The following is a 17004-nucleotide window of genomic DNA, read 5'->3' as shown; positions in this document are numbered from 1 at the left end:
TCGGCGGGAGCCGCGCGCGGTGGCCGATGCCCGGCCTGCGCTTACCCTCGGGGGTCCGGGGCCATCCCACCGCGGGCCGCCCGACCGCGACGGAGAGGACGCACACGTGACGACGACGCAGGCCGAGGCCACCGATCCCCTCGAGGTGGCGAACCGCGTCTTCGGATGGGACGAACTGCGGCCGCCGCAGGCCGAGGCGATCCGGGCGGCGGTGAGCGGCCGGGACGTGCTGGCCGTCCTGCCCACCGGATACGGCAAGTCGGCGATCTACCAGCTCGCCGGGATCATGTCGGAGGGACCGTGCATCGTGGTCTCCCCGCTCATCGCGTTGCAGACCGACCAGTGCGAGGGGCTCAACGAGCTCGCCGACGACGCCCCCACCCGATCGCTGGCGATCAACTCCTCGATGGGCGCGCGGGCGCAGGCCGAGGCGTGGGACGACGTCCTCGCCGGGCGCGTCGACTTCGTGTTCCTCACCCCCGAGCAGCTGGCCAAGAGCGAGGTCCTCGACCGCCTCCGCGAGGCGGGCCCGAGCTTTCTCGTCGTGGACGAGGCGCACTGCGTCTCCGCCTGGGGGCACGACTTCCGCCCCGACTACCTCCGCCTCGACGCCGCGCGGCACCGAATGGGGTCGCCGACCGTCATCGCCCTCACCGCGACCGCCTCGACGCCGGTGCGGGAGGAGATCCTCGACCGGCTGGCCATGTACGACGCGCTCGTGCTCGCCGGCGGCTTCGACCGGCCGGAGCTGCACCTCGCCGTGCGGCGCCACGTGGAGGACGACGACAAGAAGGACGCGGTCGTGGAGCGGGCCGTCGAACTGGCCGGGCCCGGGCTGGTCTACACGGCGACCCGGAAGTCCACCGAGGACTACGCGGCTCGCATCGCCGAGCGCGCGGCCGCCGCGGACCGTCCGTTGCGGGTCCGCGCCTATCACGCCGGGCAGAAGGCGGCGGAGCGCGAGGAGACGCTGGGTGCCTTCCTCGACGGTGACCTCGACGTGGTGGTTGCGACGAACGCGTTCGGGATGGGCATCGACAAGGAGGACGTGCGGTTCGTCCTCCACGCCGACATCCCCGACTCGCTCGACACCTACTACCAGGAGGCCGGGCGCGCGGGACGCGACCGCGAGCCGGCCACCATCGAACTGCACTACCGCAGCGAGGACCTCGGACTGCGCAGCTTCTTCTCGTCCCACAGCGCGGACGAAGAGGTGATCCGCGCCGTCGTCCGTCACCTGCGCCGAGCGGACGGGCCGGAGCGGCTGAGCCGGCTGAAGAAGGCCGTCGACGCGGGCGGGAAGCGCGTCACGGGCGCGGTCAACCTGCTCGAGGCGGCCGGGGTGCTCACCTCCGACAAGAGGGGGGTCGAGCTCGTCGAGGACGTGCGTCCCAAGGAGGCGGTGCGCCGCGCGGAGGAGATGTCCGAGACGCTCGAGCGGATCGATCGGTCCCGGATCGAGATGATGCGCGGGTACGCGGAGACCGACGGGTGTCGACGCCAGTTCCTGCTCGGCTACTTCGGTGACGAGCTCGCCGATCCCTGTGGGAACTGCGATACCTGCGACGCCGGCACGGCCGTGGACATCACTCATGACGCGGTCGACTTCCCCCTCCAGTCCGCGGTGGTCCACCGGGAGTGGGGATCAGGGATCGTCATGAGTGTCGACGACGACCGTCTCACCGTGTTCTTCGAGGAGCAGGGGTACCGGACTCTGTCCCTGGATCTCGTCCGCGAGCAAGAGCTGCTCACCCGGGCGTGACCGTCGGCGAGCCGGGCAGGCCGGCCGCGACGCCGGCGACGGTGTCGAGCCACCACAGCGCGGGCGCGCACGCCGCGGCCAGCACCACGGCCCCGCCCTGCCACAGCGGGCCGAGCGCGGCGGCCGCGGTGCCCAGCACCGTCACGACCGGCACCGCGGGGGCGACCGCGATGTTCGCGGGTAGCGCCCACGGCCCGGACCCGAGCCCGGAGGCCACGAGGATCGGGAGCGTGGCCACGTGCGCGACGAGGCAGACCGCCAGGACGTCGGCGGCGGGGCCGGGCATCCACGGTCGGCGGAGCCGCTGGGCCACCGGCCTCGCGGCCACCACGAGCGCGGCCGTCGCGGACACGGACAGGACGAAACCCGCCCCCGTCGCCGTCGCGGGGTCGAGGAGTGCCACGAGGAGGACGATCGCCGCCAGCGCCGCCAGTGGCCTACCGGTGCGGCGCGCGCCCAGTGCGGCCAGGCCGATCGCCCCCGTCCCCGCCGCGCGCAGCACGGCCGGCTCCGGGCCGACCACCGCGACGAACCCGGCCAACGCGAGGGCCGCGGCCAGGAGGCGACCACGACGGCCGATCCCCGCCGCGGCGGCCGCGAGCAACACCGCTCCGACGACGTAGGTCGTGTTGGCACCCGAGACGGCGGCGAGATGCGCGAGCCCGGACGCGCGGAACTCGTCCCGAGTCTCGGCCGACACGCCACCCTCGTCGCCGAGCACGAACGACGGCAATAGACCCGCGGCCTCCCCGGAGAGGGCCCGGTCGGACACCTCCCGGAAACGGTGCCGTACCGCCGCGGGGATCCGGCCGCCCCAGCCCGGCGGACCGGTGATCCGGGGTGGCGCGAGAGCCCGGAGGCCCGGCGGCTCGCCGACCGATCGGGGTTCCAGCACCGTCACCGATGTGGTGACCCGGGTCCCCGGCGGCAGGCCCCGCCAGCCCTCCCGCGCGAGGAGCACCACGTCGAGCTCGCCGCGGCGCGCCGCGGTACCCGTCCCGGTGACCTCGACCCGCACGGGCACCATGACCCCGCCGCTGCGGACCGGCCGGTCGAACCCTGTCACCACCGCCTCCACACCGGTGCGGGCGCCCACCAGATCGACCAGCGGGTGCGCGGCCAGCACGTGCGTCCGCGCCGCCTGGGCCCCCGCCGAGACCGCACCGACCGCGCACGCCAGCGCCACCACCCCGAGTGCGACGTGGTCGATCTTCGCTCTGCCACCCGCGCCCGTCGACCACACCGCGGCCACCGCGGCGGCGGCCAGCAGCACCACCGCGAGAGCGGCCGCGACGGCCGGGCGGAGCGCGACCGTCGCAGCGGTGGCGACGAACACCGCGAGCGTGGGCACCACCAGCCGGAGGTCGCGGGCCGCCGGCGTCCGGGACGCCGCGTGAGCCGGCGCCCGGGGCTCCGGATCTGTCACACCGTCACCAGGGGCCGCAACTTCGCCAGCGTCGCCGGACCTATCCCGTCGACCTCGACCAACTGGTCGATGCTGGTGAACGCACCGTTGGCCGACCGCCACGCGAGGATCGCCGCCGCGGTGACCGGCCCGACCCCGGGCAGGGACTCCAGGGCGGCGGCGTCAGCGGTGTTGAGATCGACCGGCCCGGCGCCCGTTCCGGCGGGTGCCGGCGCGGAAGGCCCGGCCGCCGGGGCGCCCGGGACGACGGGAGGCTGGGCGGGGCCGGGCCCGACGATGTCGCTCCGCGGCCCCCTCGGCCCGTCCGGCCCGGGGGCCAGACCGACGAGGATCTGCTCGCCGTCCGCGACCCTGCGCGCCAGGTTGAGCCCGTCCCGGTCCCCGCCCTCGAGGACCCCGCCAGCGCTGTCGAGTGCGTCGGCGACCCTGGCGCCGGGCGTGAGGGTGACCAGCCCACTGCGCCCCACCAGGCCGACCACGGAGACGACGAGGGGGCCTTCCGCGGCGTCCGGGTCGGCTCCCGCAGCGGCCGTCGCAGGTGCCGTCGGCGCGGACGGCGTGGGGGCCGGGCCACCGCCCGCCGACGCCGCGTCCGACTCCGCCAGGGGCAGCTCGGGAACGGGCGGACCCGCCGGGACGGCGGCGAGCAGCCTGTGCACGGAGAACGCCCCGAGAGCGAGGACCACCACCACCAGCGCGACGCCGGCGAGACGATCGGGTGCCCACCGGATGCGGGCCCACCACGGCGGGTCGGCCCATGCGGCGATGTCCGGCTCCTCGGCGGGGACGCGCTCCGGCCGGGCTCCGTCCGGATCGGGTTCCGCCCACGGCACCCGGGCCGACTCCGCGGCCGGTTCATAACTCCGACCGACCGCCTCCGGCGCGAGCGCACCGGCCAGTCGCTGCAGTGCGGCCGCCCGCGTCGGATTCCGCTCGGGATCGGCGGGACGGGCCCGGGTCTCGGTTCGCATGGGCGCGACGCTAGACCGGCGCCCTCCCCCACCCGCTCCGGAACGCGGTCCTCAGTCCACGTCCTGTGGAGAGGGGGACGGGATGGGGAATTCGGTGTCCGTCAGGTCCGTCACCGACACACCCACTGTTCCGGGGCCCAGATGCCACGCGAGGACCTCGTCGAATTCGACGACGATGACGCGCTCCGGGAACGGGGTCTGCTTGCGGATCTCCGCGGCCATCTCCCCGGCCCGTTCCGCGGCCTCGTGGTGGTGGATGACGACCAGGACGTCGCCCCGGGAGAGATCGTCTCGAAGCAGCGCGCGGAGGCGCTCATGGGCCTTCGTGGTGGTGCGTGCCTTCGCGGCGAGGTCGACCGATCCCGACCGCAGCACGATCACCGGACGCATCGCCAGCGCGCTGCCGAAGATCGCGGCCAGGGCGCTGATCCGGCCGCCCCGCCGTAGATGCTCGAGCGACTCGAGGGCCGCGTACGTCGAGGCGCCCCGACACAGACGCTCGGCGAGGTCGTAGGTCGCCGACAGCCCGAGCCCGTTGTCCGCGGCCCACGCGCACTGGGCGACCGCGGCACCGAAGGCCATCCCCGCCCCCCGCGAGTCGGAGACGAGGACGCGGCCACCGAACCGGGTGGCGGCGTCGCTGGCCGACTGCCAGGTCCGCGAGAGCTCCTTCGACAGGTGCACCGAGACGACACCCGTGCAGTCCGGGTCGGCGAGGAGGTCGGCGTAGATGGCCGCGAGTTCGTCAGGGGTCACCGCCGCGGTGGAGACGGCCTTGTCGTCCTCCTCCACGACGTGCAGCGGCACGACCGTGATGCCGAAGGCGCGCACCCACGCGGCCGGCAGATCCGCGCAGGAATCGGTGACCAGTCGGATCGTCACGGGGCGTCCACCGGCGGTGTGATCCCCGCGTTCCACTGGTCCAGGCGCCACAGGAAGGCCCGTGCCGCGTCGGTGGTGGGCGCGACCTCCGGCTCGGCCTGCGACTCGTCCGGGTCAGCGGGGCGCGGGTGGGCGGACAACTGCACCCAGCAGGTGTTGCCGAGCCCGTTGAACATCGGGTAGTGCTCCACGGGCAGTTCGAGCAGTGCCCCGGTCAGCGCCGCGATGGCGCCACCGTGCGCGACGATCACGGCCGGGTGCTCCCCCCACTCCGGAGACGACTCGACGAGCTCGTCGACGACCTCGCGGGTACGGCGCGCCACATCGATGCGGCTCTCCCCGTCCGGCGGCGACCAGCGTGGACTGCTGCGCCACCGCAGCCTCGCGTCCGGCCACTGCTCGTCGACCTCCGAGTGGCTCATCCCCTGCCAGGTCCCCAGGTTCGTCTCGCGCAGCCGCGGATCGGTGCGGACATCCAGTCCCACCTCGGACGCCAGCGCCTTCGCCGTCTCGTGCGCACGCTGGAGATCCGAGGACAGGATCGTCCACGGCCGTCGGGGCGCCAGGGCCCGGCCGACGGCGTGCGCCTGCCGGACCCCGAGCTCACTGAGTTCGGTGTCCAACTGCCCCTGCATCCGCAGCGAGGCGTTGTAGTGCGTCTGGCCGTGACGCAGCAGGATGAGACGTCGGGTCACCGAGGAGTTCAGAGCTCCTGATCCCGCTGTGGCTCCTCCGGGGCGAGCGAGTCATCGGCCCCGCCGGCGGCAGCGGCATCCGAAGGCCGGGACGTCTCGACGCCCTCGATCTCCACGACCGGGCAGTCCTTCCACAACCGGTCGAGCGAGTAGTAGTCGCGCTCGTCGACGTGCTGCACGTGCACGACGAGCTCGTTGTAGTCGAGCAGGGCCCAACGACCCTCGCGGGTGCCCTCGCGGCGCAGTGGCTTGTGTCCGGCCTCGCGGAGCTTGTCCTCGATCTCCTCCACGACGGAGTTCACCTGCCGCTCGGTGTCCGCGGACGCCAGGACGAAGCAGTCGGTGATGACGAGTTGGTCGGAGACGTCGATGACGACGATGTCGGTCGCCAGCTTGTCGTCTGCGGCGCGGGCCGCGACGGCGGCCATCTCCAGGGCCTCGGGGCTTGCGGTCACTGGGGGTTCTCCTCGGGTTGCGAATCGATGGGGACGGGAACCCGGTGCACCGGGGCCGTCGCTACTGGGGTGCCGTCCAGACGGGTGGAGCCCTCCGGTCGGTACAGGTTGCGTTTGGCGATGTACTGCACGACCCCGTCGGGTACCAGGTACCAGACGGGGGCGCCGTCGGCCGCACGGCGGCGGCATTCGGTGGACGAGATGGCCAGGGCCGGGATCTCGAGCAGGTAGACCCGCCCGTCCTCGATCTCGGTGAGATGGGTGTCGGACAGCTCGAAACCGGGGCGGGAGACGCCGACGAACGTGGCGAGCTCGAACATCTCCTCCCAGCCGCGCCAGGTCAGGATCTTCTCCAACGCGTCGGCACCGGTGATGAAGAACAGCTCGGTCTCCGGGTGCTGACGGAGGAGGTCCTTGAGGGTGTCGACCGTGTAGGTCGGCCCCTGGCGATCGATGTCCACGCGGCTGACCGAGAAGCGCGGGTTGGAGGCCGTCGCGATGACGGTCATGAGATAGCGGTCCTCGGCCGGGGAGACCTCCCGGCTACGCTTCTGCCACGGCTCGCCCGTGGGGACGAACACGACGTCGTCGAGATCGAACCGATGAGCCACCTCGCTGGCCGCCACGAGGTGACCGTGGTGGATCGGGTCGAAGGTTCCGCCCATCACTCCGATGCGGCGCCGCGAGCCGTCGGCGGTTCCCGTCGTGGTCATGGTCACCGAGTCTATCGGGCCGGGGTGGCGCGTACTCGTCTGCCGCTCCCCGCCGCCCCGGTCGCTCACACGGGCAGCAGGCTGGAGACGACCGCCGTGAGCTGCTCGACGTTGCGGCACTCGTGCATCGGCACGTACTGGGAGTACAACTTGGCGGCCGAGTCGCCGGTCCCCCACTGCCGCTGCGGTTCCGGGTTGAGCCAGTGGGTGTGCCCGACGCGCTCGCTGACGAACTCCAGCGCCCCGACCGCGGGATCGCGGTAGTTGTTGCGGCCGTCGCCCAGGATGAGCAGCGACCCCGTCCTCGTCAGCGTATGGGCGTACCTGTCGGCGAATCCCTCGAGAGCGTGCCCGTAGTCGGAGTGCCCGTCGTAGGTGATGATCTCCGCCTCCCGCACCATCCTGCTCATCGCCGTCCCGAGGTCGGAGCCCGATTCGAAGAACGAGGTCACCTCGTCGGTGGTGTCGACGAACGCGAAGACCCGCACCCGGGAGAACTGCTCACGGAGCGAGTGCACCAGCTGGAGGGTGAAGTGACTGAAGCCCGCGACCGACCCGGACACGTCGCACAGGACCACCAGCTCGGGCCGGGCCGGACGCGGCTTGCGCAGGACCAGCTCGACGGGGACCCCTCCCGTGGACATCGACCGACGCATGGTCTTGCGCATGTCGATGGCACCGTGCCGGTGGCGGCGACGCCGCGCGGCCAGGCGACTCCCGAGCTGGCGCGCCAGCGGCCCGACCCGGCGACGGAGCGCCTGCAGATCCTGGTCGTTGGCGCGCAGGAAGTCGACCTGCTCGGCCGCCGGGCCGACCGCGTACTGGGCCACCCGGTCGCGCCCCACGGTCTCGGCGGTGCGGCGACGCGTCTCGTCGGCGACCTCGCGTAGGAACCCGCGCACCAGGTCCGCCGCGGCGTTGGCGGCCGCGGTCTTCTCCGCGTGCCGCTTGGAACCGTCGGGGTCGAAGGGGTCGGCGCCGAGTAGACCGTCGAGGATCCTCTGCATGATCGAGTTGGTGTCCAGCGGGCTCAACGCCTGGTAGGCGGAGTAGCGCGGGCCGTTGACCGAGTCGTACGAGCCGAGCTGCTCCACCAGGAGTTCGGCGAGCGCCCGGGCCTTGGCGCGCGACTCGTCGGTGTCCTCCAGAAGCAGCGAGGCAATGAGGTCGTTCAGGGCGTCGGGATCCACCTTGCCGTCGTCGTCGGTCGGGATCTCCACCTCGAGCGTCACCGCGTCGCCCGGGGTGTGGCCGCCGACGGCGGCCGGGAACCACAGGTCGAAGAGCTGGTCGAACACCCCGCGGTGCGTGGGCTTGTGCAGGATCGTCGAGGCCAGCGCCTCGCGCAGCGCGGCGCGGTCGAGCAGGTCGACGTGCACCATCGCCGAGGCCGCGTCGACCGCCTCGCTGGGCCCGACGGGGATGCCCTTACGGCGCAGTGCGTCGACGAAGTCGACGAGGTGGCCGGACAGGCCACCCGGGCTCTTCTGGGTCATCTCCCCCGCCTCCCGATCATCTCCTGCGTCCGTCCGCTAGTTCAGCCGCAGTTCGGCGGCCGCGCGCAGCTGGTCGGACTGGTGTTTGAGGACCACGCCGAGGGTCTGCAGGACGGTCTCGTCGTCGATCGTGTCCAGGCCCAGCGCCACGAGCGTGCGACCCCAGTCGATCGTCTCGGACACGCTCGGCACTTTCTTCAGCGCCATTGCGCGCAACACCCCCACGACGCGCACGAGCTGCTCGGCCAGCCGGTCGTCCAGCTCGGGCACCCGGGACGCGAGGATCTTCCGCTCGAGCTCGGGCGTCGGGAAGTCCAGGTGGAGGTAGAGGCAGCGTCGCTTGAGCGCCTCGGACAGCTCGCGGGCGGCGTTGGAGGTCAGCACGGCGAAGGGCCGGCGGGTCGCCTCGATCGTCCCCAGCTCGGGGATGGTCACCGCGAAGTCGCTGAGCACCTCCAGCAGCAGGCCCTCGATCTCGATGTCGGCCTTGTCCACCTCGTCGACCAGCAGCACGGTGGGCTCGCTGCGCCGGATCGCGGTGAGCAGCGGCCGTGACAGGAGGAACTCCTCGGAGAACACGTCGTCGCGCGTGGAATCCCAGCCCTCGCCCTGCCCGGCCTGGATCCGCAGGATCTGCTTGGCGTGGTTCCACTCGTAGAGCGCGCGGGCCTCGTCGACGCCCTCGTAGCACTGCAGCCGGATGAGTTCCGCCTCGGTCGCGGCGGCGACGGCCCTGGCCAGTTCCGTCTTGCCGACGCCCGCCGGACCCTCGATGAGCAGCGGCTTGCCCAGCCGGTCGGCGAGGTAGACGACCGTCGCCGTCGACCGGTCGGCCAGGTACCCCTGCTCCCCGAGGGCGTCGATGACGTGGTCGATGCTCTCGAACGCCGGTCGTTGTCCGGTACGGGCTCGGTCCATGGGGCGGGTCCTCTCGGTGGGGTGATCTGGTGCGAACCGCGCGGATGCGGCCTGCTCGGGCGCGGGTGCCTTACGGCCGCACGTGCCCCTTGCCGTGGGCGATCCACTTCGTGCTGGTGAGTTCCTCGAGCCCCATGGGACCGCGGGCGTGGAGCTTCTGAGTGGAGATACCGATCTCGGCCCCGAAGCCGAACATCTCCCCGTCGGTCCAGGCGGTGGAGGCGTTGACCATTACCGCCGCCGCGTCGACACGGGCGCAGAACTCGTCGGCCACGTCGATGCTGCGGGTGGAGATGGCCTCGGTGTGGCCCGACGACCAGCGGGCGATGTGGTCGATCGCCTCGTCGACGCCGTCGACGACCTTGAGGGCGATGTCCATGCTGAGGTACTCCTCGCCCCAGTCCACGTCGTCGGCGGGGACGAGACCCTCCCGGTCGCCGTGGACGGTGACGCCGGCCGTGCGGAGGGCGCCGACGACGCGGTCCACGGCGGCGTCGCCGAGGGCGGCGTCGAGCAGGACGGTCTCGGTGGCGTTGCAGACGCTGCAGCGGCGGGTCTTGCCGTTGAGCAGGAGGCTGATCGCCTCGTCGAGGTCCGCGTCTCCGTGGATGTAGAGGTGGCAGTTACCGGTGCCGGTCTCGATGGCGGGGACCTTGGCGTTCTCCACCACGGCCTGGATGAGGCCCGCGCCTCCCCGGGGGATCACGACGTCGACGAGGCCACGCGCCTGGATGAGGTGGGTGACCGACGAGCGGTCTTCCGAGGGCAGCAGCTGCGCGGCGTCGACGGGCAGGTCGTGCTCGGCGAGCACCCCGCGCAGCACCTCGACGAGCGCCTCGTTGGAGTTGCGTGCCGAGCGGGAGCCGCGGAGGAGCGCCGCGTTGCCCGACTTGAAGGCCAGACCGAACGCGTCGACGGTGACGTTGGGCCGCCCTTCGTAGATCATCCCGACCACGCCCAGCGGCACGCGGACCTGACGGAGCTGGAGTCCGTTGGGCCGGGTCGACCCGCGGGTGACGGTCCCGATCGGGTCCGCCAGACCGGCGACCTGGCGCAGTCCGCCGGCGATGCCCTCGATCCGGTCGGCGGTCAGGCGGAGCCGGTCGAGCATGGCCTCTCCGGTACCGGCCTCGATCTGCTCGGCGATGTCCGCCGCGTTGGCTTCGAGGATCGTCGACTCCGCCGCCACGAGGGCGTCGGCGGCGGCGAGCAGCAGCGTGTTCTTGCGGTCGGCGGTCAGCAGCGCCAGCTCGCGAGAGGCGGCGCGGGCGCGACGGGCGGCGCCGTGGACGGCGTCGCGCACCGGGTCCGCGGCCGGCCGATCGGCGTCCGTCTGGCCGGCGAGGTCGGGGGCGTCGAGGTGGCTGGTGGTCATGCGGGCCAGCTTACCGATCGGTGGCTCGCCGACGGCGCAGGTGACAGCGTGACCGGACGCTCGCGGGGGGATCTCGAGTCGGCTGGCCAGCCGGAGGCCCGGGCACGCAGCGCCCGACCCGGCCAGGCCACCTGCCGGCGCTGAGGAGGTCACGCCGCCCTCGCCGGAGTCCCGGGTGGGATCCATCGGGGCATACCGGGGCGTGCCGGGTCCGGGACCGTGCGCCACTGGCCGGGCCCGTCACCGATCCACCCGTGGTGGACAGGACACACCAGCGCCAGGTTCGACACCGTCGTGGGACCGCCCCGCGACCAGTCCGTCACGTGGTGGCCCTGACACTTCGCCGCCGGCTGCTCGCACCCCGGATGGGTACACCCACCGTGCGCGGCATACAGCACCAGCCGCTGGATCGCCGAGGCCAACCGACGAACCCGACCCCGGTCCACGTCGATTCGGCGCAGCTCCTCGCGCCCGTCGCGCAGCGCTGACAGAAACCAGGACCGTCGTCCCGCCAACGAAACCGCCTGCCCGGCGCTCAGCTGCACCCCGCCGTCGGTGCCGACCAGCCCGCCGGGCCCACCGGCCTCCACCGCGTCGATCTGCTCCGGCGTCAGGCGCACCACGATCGCCGCCACCCCGCGGCTCGCGCCCGGCTCCACCGCCAAGCCCAGAGCCAGCACGTGGCAGAGCGCGTCATAGGCCCGCTGGCCCGCAGTACGCGTGTCGTCCGCAGCCAATGCCTCCGGGCCGGCCTGCTCACCAGACTCCGGATCCGCCGGCGCGGCGATGCACTGCCCCGGGCCGCCGAACCGGGCGATCACCGCCGCGAGCAGCGCTTGCAGGCGCGGCTCGGCCGTGATCCCCATGCTCGCCAGCCCATCTAGACCCGGCCGATGCGCCCGCAACTCCCGCCGCTTCTGCTGCATCTTCTCCAGCCGCTCCAGCCGGCCCGGATCCGCCTTGGCCAACTCCCTCGCCGCCGCCGCGGTCAGTGCCCGCACGCTGGCCCCCGCCTGCGCCAACCCCGTCAGGTGGCGGGACAAATCCTCCCGCGCCTCATCGGGGGTGCCCTCGGGCAGTTCGGCGACCGCCTCACCGATCGCCCGCTCCTGCCCGGCGGTGATCCGGCCCCGTCGATGCGCCTCCATCGCGGGAGATCCTTCACGACGCCCGGCGTCGATCCGGGCCCGGCACTGCCCCGCCGTCAACCCCAGATCCTTGCCCAGCGACGTCGCCGCCGAAGACACCGACCGGCCCGCACGTTCCGCACGGCCGGCCGCCTCCGCAGCCCCCGCAGCACTGATGGCCTCTACACGCCGGGACACCTCCTCCAGCCGCCGCAACACCACAGGCAACTCCGACTCGGACACCTCCGACCAGCACACCGACGCGAGCTGCTCAACGCTCGTCGTCGTCGACTCCACCAGGTCCGAGATCATGTCCCTATCCTACCGCCGCAATCGCACCTGGGTTCGAACATTAAGTCCCGGTTCAATAACCCCATTAGGCTATCTACCTGCCGCGATGTGGTGGACGGGGCCGGACGGAGTCGAGTATTTCGCCGGGCGGCAGGTCCCTCTTGCACCTTTCGATGCAAACGCCGCGATGCGGCCTTTCTCCCCTCGAGAGCTGGCCCGGTCGGTTCCTACCGTGAGAAGCAGTCGCACCCACCGCGGCCACCTCACCGAAGGAACCGGTCATGACCGTCGCCGAAACCCCCACCGACACCGCCACTGCCATCACGCGCCGACTGCGGCCGCGGCCGCGGCCGCACGAGATCATCCGCCGCCACCCGCTACCCGCGTTCTTCGTCCTCGCCAACCTGCTCAGCTGGATCGCGTGGACGCCCTACGTCCTCTCCGAGACCGCGCTCGGTGTCCTGCCCGTCACGCTGAACTCGATCGTCGGTGTCCTCCCCGGCGCGTACCTCGGCCCGATCTTCTCGGCCTTCCTCGTCACCGCCGTCACCGAGGGGCGGGCCGGGATACGCAGCTGGGTCCGGCGACTACTGCGCTGGCGGGTTCCGGGTCGCTGGTACGCGGTCGCCCTTCTCGGGGTGCCCGGCGGGATGCTGCTCACCGGCTTGGCGTTCTCCGGCGGTGAGATCCACGCGCCGTCGCTCATGGCGCTGAGCATGTACGTGCCGCTTCTGCTCTTCCAGTTCGTCACCACGGGGCTCGCGGAGGAGCCGGGCTGGCGTGACTTCGCGCTACCCCGGTTGCAGGACCGGTTCAGCCCGCTGGTCGCGTCGATGATCCTGGGGCCGATCTGGGCGCTGTGGCACTTCCCGCTGTTCTTCACCGAGTGGGGCGGGTATCCGGACGCGAGCTGGACCCGCGCGACGTCGTTCCTGCTGTTCTGCCTAGGCTTCAACCTGGTCATGACCTGGATCTTCAACCGCACCGGCCAGAGCCTGCCGTTGGCGATCCTCGCGCACGTAAGCGTGAACACCTTCGCCTCCCTGATGTGGGACGAGATGTTCCCCGGCATAGACGGCGACGGCTGGATGTACGCGCTGGCCGTGGGCGCGCTCGTGGCCGGTGCGGCCGTGGCCGTCCTCACGCGCGGCCGGCTCGGCTACCGCGGCCCGCTCGGCTACCCCGGCCGGCTCGGCCGGTAGGACCCGCGTGGCCTCGGGGGTCTCACCGACCCTCGGGGTCCGGCACCGCGACCACGCGGTTCTGGTACGCCCACACCACCGCCTGCAGCCGGGACCGCACGCCGAGCTTGGGCAGCATCCGCGCCAGGTGCGACTTCACCGTGGAGACCTCCACCACCAGCGACCGTGCGATCTCCTCGTTGGACATCCCCCGCGCGAGAAGCTGCAGGATCTCCAGCTCGCGGGCGGTCAGCTCCGACCGCGCGCGGTCCGCGGTCACCGGCTGCAGGCTCCGGCGCTCGGCGAACTCGCTCATCACCCGCCGCGTGAGCGCCTGGTCGATGGTCCCGTGCCCCGCCGCCACCCGGCGGACGGCGGCGGCGATGTCGTCCGGTTCGGAGTCCTTGAGCAGGAACCCGGACACGCCCACCTCGAGCGCTCCGAACAGGTACTCGTCGAGGTCGAAGGTCGTGAGGATCAGGACGGGGATCTGCGGATCGGCCCCGGCACCGCACAGCTCACGGGCCACCGAGAGGCCGTCGCGGCCCGGCACCCGGACGTCCAGGCAGGCGACGTCGGGCACCAGTTCCCGCGCCATCTCGAGCGCCTCGGGGCCGTCGGAGGCGGTGCCGACGACCTCCATGTCGGGCTCACCACCGAGGACGGCGGCGAGCCCCGCCCGGGCCGGCGCGTGGTCCTCGGCGATCAGGACGCGGATCACCCGTCGCCCCCGTCCGTCGGCTCGGCGCGTGGCACCGCGAGTCGCACCAGCCAGCCGCCGTCGGTGGGGCCGCAGGTCAGGTCGGCGCCGATCATGTCCGCGCGCTCGCGCATCCCGAGCAGCCCGAATCCCCCGCGCCCGCCCGGCGTCGTGGGCGTCTCGCCGTCGTCGACCACCGTCACCACGAGCCGCTCCCCCCGGTCGTCCATGCTCACCACGCACCGCGCCCCGGCGGCGTGGGCGGCGACGTTGGCCATTGACTCCTGCACCATCCGGTAGACGACGAGGTGGGCGAGCGCGCCGAGACCGTCGCCGGGCGTCCGACCGTCGGGGCCGGCGTGCACGACCAGCTCCACCTCCGCTCCGGACGGGCGCCGGGCGTCGACCAGTTCGCGCACGGCGGGCACGGTCCTCGCCGCCCGGGTGTCGTCGCCGTCCTCGCGCAGCAGTCCCACCACCCGGCGCAGCTCCGTGAGCACGGATCGACTCTGCTGCCGGATCTGTGCTGCGGACTGCTTCGCGGCCTCCGGGTCGGTGTCGATCTGTCGGTCGATCGCCGCGGCCATGAGGGCGATCCCGGACATGTGGTGCGCGGCGATGTCGTGGAGTTCCCGGGACATGGCCGTCCGCTCGTGGGCCGCGGCGGCACGGACCGCCGTTTCGCGTTCACGATCCAAGGCGGCCAGCTCGCCGAGCCGCGCGGCGCGTGCGTCACGCCTCGCGGCGATCATCACCCCCACCGCGGCCGGGCCGCCCACGATCAGGCCGGCCTGCAGGAGCGCGGCGACCGCCGCGAGCCCCGCGCCCAGGTCGCCCAGCCTGAGCTCGCTGGCGAGGTGCCCCGCGACGACCAGGCCGAAACCGACCGCGGCCACGACGCCGGTCCTCCGGTCCGGCCGGGCGAGGACGGCGAGGAACACCGCGACCGCCGTGGCCAGGACGGTGAGGCTGAAGAGCCCTCCGGGGGCGAGCACCACGATCAGCGCGGGCAGGGCCGCCCCCACGAGGAGCACGACGCGCGGCGCGCGGCCCGACCACAGCAGGGCGCACGCCTGAGCGAGGAGCACCCCCGCCGCGACCCACCACGCCGGGCCGCCGACGGACGGTATCCCGGGGTGTCGTCGACCCCGGAGGCGGCCCATACCGGGAGCAGGACCGCGCCGGCGAGGGCCGCCGGGGCGACGAGCGCCGCCGGGAGGAGCCTCAGTCCCGTGGTCGACGCACGCACCTGCACGGGCCCCTACGCGCGCACGAGTACCGCGACCATGAAGCCGCTGTCGTCGTCGAAGGGCCGCAGATCCCAGGTCGACCACCGCTGCTCGACCCGCAGTCCGGCGCGCTCGGCGTCGAGGTCGAACTCCTCCCGCGTCCAGCCGCGGTCGAGCCCGAATCCCACGACCAGCCTGCCGGACCGTCCGTCGGTGGACGCCGATGCCGGCGCCAGGCGGGCGGCGAGGTTGGCCAGGACGGCGCCGCGGTCGGCCGGGTCGACAAAGGCGAGGACGTTGCCGGCCGACACGGCCAGGTCGAAGGGGCCGGCGGCCCAGCCGCCGTCAGCGAGGTCCGCGACCTCCCAGGTGGCGTCGGGGCACTGTTCGCGCGCCCGGTCGACGAGGTAGGGGTCGATGTCGACGCCGGTGACGCGGTGGCCGCGGGCGTGGAGGTAGACGCCCATCCGTCCCTGGCCGCAGCCCACGTCGAGGACGCGCGCGCCGCGCGGCGCCATGGCGTCGGCGAGCCGCGCCTCGCCGTCGATGTCGACGCCCTCGGCGATCATGTCGTCCCAGCGCCGCGCGTATCGCCGCGAGTGCTCGGGGTCGGCCTCCACGATCTTCTTCCATGTCTGCGCCATGCGGTCCAGTATGGCCGCCGCGGTGCGGCGCTGCCGAGGGCGGTGACGACGACGAGGGCATGGTCCGCGCGGCCGGCGGACGGGGCGGGTCAGGAGCCCAGTCGGCGCAGGAGTCGGAAGGTGGTCATGTCGGCACCCCTGGTCTGGTTCACGAGGGTGGTCGCCGCGACCCCGCCGAGGTGATCGACGACGGCGATCGACCGGAACCCGCCGGTTCCGCCGTTGTGCCAGAGCACCCCGCATCCGGCCCGGTGCCACCCGAGCCCCATCTGCGTGGGACCGCCCGGCGGGGTCGTGTGGGTGAGCCGGATGGCGTCGGCCAGGGCGGTGCGCGACGGGTCGAGCTGCGCGGCGTGGTAGCGCGTGAGATCGGCGGCCGTGGAGCGCAGTGCGCCGGCGCCGGGGATGCCCGGCAGGGGCCAGGGGTCGGCCGGGCGCCCACGACTGCGGTGACCCACCGCGAAGCGGCGCCGCTGCTCCTCGGTGAGCAGCTCGTCGGTGACCGTGTCGGGCATGCCGAGCGGGGCGCAGATCCGGTCGCGGACGAGGGTGCCGAAGTCGGTGCCGGTCGCGGTGGTCAGTGCGATACCGAGGAGGCCTGCGCCCAGGTTCGAGTACGCGGGCGTGCCCCGCCCCGGGGCTCGGCGGAGTCGGACGCCCCGGAGGCCGTCCAGCACGTCCTGCTCGGTGAGATCGGCGTACGGGTCCGTGCCGTGGCGCAGGTAGGCGAGGTTCTCCCGCAGGCCGAGGCGGGCGGGCGACCGCGGGAGCCCGGAGGTGTGGGTCGCCAGGTGCTGGAGCGTGATCTGCTCCCCGTCGCGGCTCGGGACGTCGACGCCGGCGGGGAGCAGCTCGCGGACCGGGGTGTCGAGCCGCCACCGGCCGCGCACGACGCCGTCGGCGAGCAGCAGGGCGGTGAACGTCTTGGTAATGGAGCCGATCTCGAACAGCGTGTGGGCGTCGGGGGCGCGTCCACGGCCCGCGTCACCGCGCGCGGCGACGTGGGTGTCCTCGGGAGGCCCGGCGGCGACGACCACCCCCACCCGGCGGTGTGCCAACCGTCCCGCCGCCTGCTCGACCTGTCCCGAGATGCCCCGCCCGTCGCTCGTCACGGCCACCAGTTAACGCCGGTCGGGGTC

At 73.1% G+C, this 17004-nt stretch carries 16 protein-coding genes; 2 read left to right on the top strand and 14 right to left on the bottom strand.

Annotated features, from left to right (window positions below):
- The first annotated feature begins 106 nt into the window (after positions 1–106).
- A complete protein-coding gene (locus A6035_RS05905) occupies positions 107–1762 on the top strand; it encodes a RecQ family ATP-dependent DNA helicase (protein ID WP_108847008.1) in 1656 nt (551 codons plus the stop codon).
- Here the strand turns inward: A6035_RS05905 and A6035_RS05900 are convergent.
- The 10 genes from A6035_RS05900 to A6035_RS05855 all read right to left on the bottom strand — a co-directional run bounded on the left by A6035_RS05900 (position 1749) and on the right by A6035_RS05855 (position 12132).
- Positions 1749–3188, bottom strand: coding sequence for a ComEC/Rec2 family competence protein (locus A6035_RS05900; RefSeq protein ID WP_108847007.1), 1440 nt, complete (start codon positions 3186–3188; stop codon positions 1749–1751). The two genes, A6035_RS05905 and A6035_RS05900, sit on opposite strands and share 14 nt — an antisense overlap.
- On the bottom strand, positions 3185–4159 hold the full coding sequence (locus A6035_RS05895) for a ComEA family DNA-binding protein (protein WP_108847006.1): 975 nt from the start codon (positions 4157–4159) through the stop codon (positions 3185–3187). The genes A6035_RS05900 and A6035_RS05895 overlap by 4 nt, the downstream gene beginning before the upstream one ends.
- A 51-nt stretch (positions 4160–4210) precedes the next feature.
- Entirely contained in the window at positions 4211–5041 is an 831-nt protein-coding gene (locus A6035_RS05890) for a DegV family protein (protein WP_108847005.1), read from the bottom strand.
- Positions 5038–5736, bottom strand: coding sequence for a histidine phosphatase family protein (locus tag A6035_RS05885; protein ID WP_108847004.1), 699 nt, complete (start codon positions 5734–5736; stop codon positions 5038–5040). Before A6035_RS05885 ends, A6035_RS05890 begins: the two co-directional genes overlap by 4 nt.
- 8 nt (positions 5737–5744) lie before the next feature.
- Positions 5745–6191: a ribosome silencing factor gene (gene rsfS / locus A6035_RS05880; RefSeq protein ID WP_108847003.1), complete on the bottom strand. Its 447-nt coding sequence runs from the start codon at positions 6189–6191 to the stop codon at positions 5745–5747.
- Positions 6188–6904 carry a nicotinate-nucleotide adenylyltransferase gene (nadD, locus tag A6035_RS05875; RefSeq protein WP_108847002.1) on the bottom strand — a complete coding sequence of 239 codons (717 nt, stop codon included), beginning with the start codon at positions 6902–6904 and terminating at the stop codon, positions 6188–6190. The genes rsfS and nadD overlap by 4 nt, the downstream gene beginning before the upstream one ends.
- A gap of 65 nt (positions 6905–6969) precedes the next feature.
- A complete protein-coding gene (locus A6035_RS05870) occupies positions 6970–8400 on the bottom strand; it encodes a vWA domain-containing protein (RefSeq protein WP_108847001.1) in 1431 nt (476 codons plus the stop codon).
- 36 nt (positions 8401–8436) lie between these two features.
- A complete protein-coding gene (locus tag A6035_RS05865; RefSeq protein WP_108847000.1) occupies positions 8437–9318 on the bottom strand; it encodes an AAA family ATPase in 882 nt (293 codons plus the stop codon).
- A 70-nt stretch (positions 9319–9388) separates the two neighbouring features.
- A complete protein-coding gene (locus A6035_RS05860; protein WP_244192548.1) occupies positions 9389–10693 on the bottom strand; it encodes a glutamate-5-semialdehyde dehydrogenase in 1305 nt (434 codons plus the stop codon).
- A 149-nt stretch (positions 10694–10842) separates the two neighbouring features.
- A complete protein-coding gene (locus tag A6035_RS05855; RefSeq protein WP_108846999.1) occupies positions 10843–12132 on the bottom strand; it encodes an HNH endonuclease signature motif containing protein in 1290 nt (429 codons plus the stop codon).
- A 260-nt stretch (positions 12133–12392) separates the two neighbouring features.
- Here A6035_RS05855 and A6035_RS05850 point away from each other — a divergent pair, with 260 nt between their 5' ends.
- The gene (locus A6035_RS05850) at positions 12393–13313 is read left to right on the top strand and encodes a type II CAAX endopeptidase family protein (RefSeq protein WP_108846998.1); all 921 of its coding nucleotides are present in this window, start codon (positions 12393–12395) and stop codon (positions 13311–13313) included.
- Between the two features lie 22 nt (positions 13314–13335).
- Here the strand turns inward: A6035_RS05850 and A6035_RS05845 are convergent, their stop codons facing one another.
- The 4 genes from A6035_RS05845 to A6035_RS05830 form a co-directional block, all read right to left on the bottom strand.
- Positions 13336–14013, bottom strand: coding sequence for a response regulator (locus A6035_RS05845; protein WP_108846997.1), 678 nt, complete (start codon positions 14011–14013; stop codon positions 13336–13338).
- A complete protein-coding gene (locus tag A6035_RS05840; RefSeq protein ID WP_162533986.1) occupies positions 14010–15155 on the bottom strand; it encodes a sensor histidine kinase in 1146 nt (381 codons plus the stop codon). The genes A6035_RS05845 and A6035_RS05840 overlap by 4 nt, the downstream gene beginning before the upstream one ends.
- Positions 15156–15253: 98 nt before the next feature.
- A complete protein-coding gene (locus A6035_RS05835) occupies positions 15254–15865 on the bottom strand; it encodes a class I SAM-dependent DNA methyltransferase (RefSeq protein ID WP_108846995.1) in 612 nt (203 codons plus the stop codon).
- 89 nt (positions 15866–15954) lie between these two features.
- Positions 15955–16977: a serine hydrolase domain-containing protein gene (locus A6035_RS05830; protein ID WP_162533985.1), complete on the bottom strand. Its 1023-nt coding sequence runs from the start codon at positions 16975–16977 to the stop codon at positions 15955–15957.
- Positions 16978–17004 lie beyond the last annotated feature (27 nt).

Origin of the sequence: Dietzia lutea (genome assembly GCF_003096075.1) — a bacterium.
GTDB classification, from domain to species: domain Bacteria; phylum Actinomycetota; class Actinomycetes; order Mycobacteriales; family Mycobacteriaceae; genus Dietzia; species Dietzia lutea.
The sequence above is the reverse complement of the archived record's forward strand: the minus strand, read 5'-3'. Positions and strand labels throughout refer to the sequence as shown.

Coding starts and splice junctions, on each gene's coding strand:
- A6035_RS05895 (WP_108847006.1), bottom strand. CDS start 4,159: ATGCGAACCGAGACCCGGGCCCGTCCCGCCGATCCCGAGCGGAATCCG.
- nadD (WP_108847002.1), bottom strand. CDS start 6,904: ATGACCACGACGGGAACCGCCGACGGCTCGCGGCGCCGCATCGGAGTG.
- A6035_RS05870 (WP_108847001.1), bottom strand. CDS start 8,400: ATGACCCAGAAGAGCCCGGGTGGCCTGTCCGGCCACCTCGTCGACTTC.
- A6035_RS05865 (WP_108847000.1), bottom strand. CDS start 9,318: ATGGACCGAGCCCGTACCGGACAACGACCGGCGTTCGAGAGCATCGAC.
- A6035_RS05860 (WP_244192548.1), bottom strand. CDS start 10,693: ATGACCACCAGCCACCTCGACGCCCCCGACCTCGCCGGCCAGACGGAC.
- A6035_RS05855 (WP_108846999.1), bottom strand. CDS start 12,132: ATGATCTCGGACCTGGTGGAGTCGACGACGACGAGCGTTGAGCAGCTC.
- A6035_RS05850 (WP_108846998.1), top strand. CDS start 12,393: ATGACCGTCGCCGAAACCCCCACCGACACCGCCACTGCCATCACGCGC.
- A6035_RS05840 (WP_162533986.1), bottom strand. CDS start 15,155: ATGGGCCGCCTCCGGGGTCGACGACACCCCGGGATACCGTCCGTCGGC.
- A6035_RS05835 (WP_108846995.1), bottom strand. CDS start 15,865: ATGGCGCAGACATGGAAGAAGATCGTGGAGGCCGACCCCGAGCACTCG.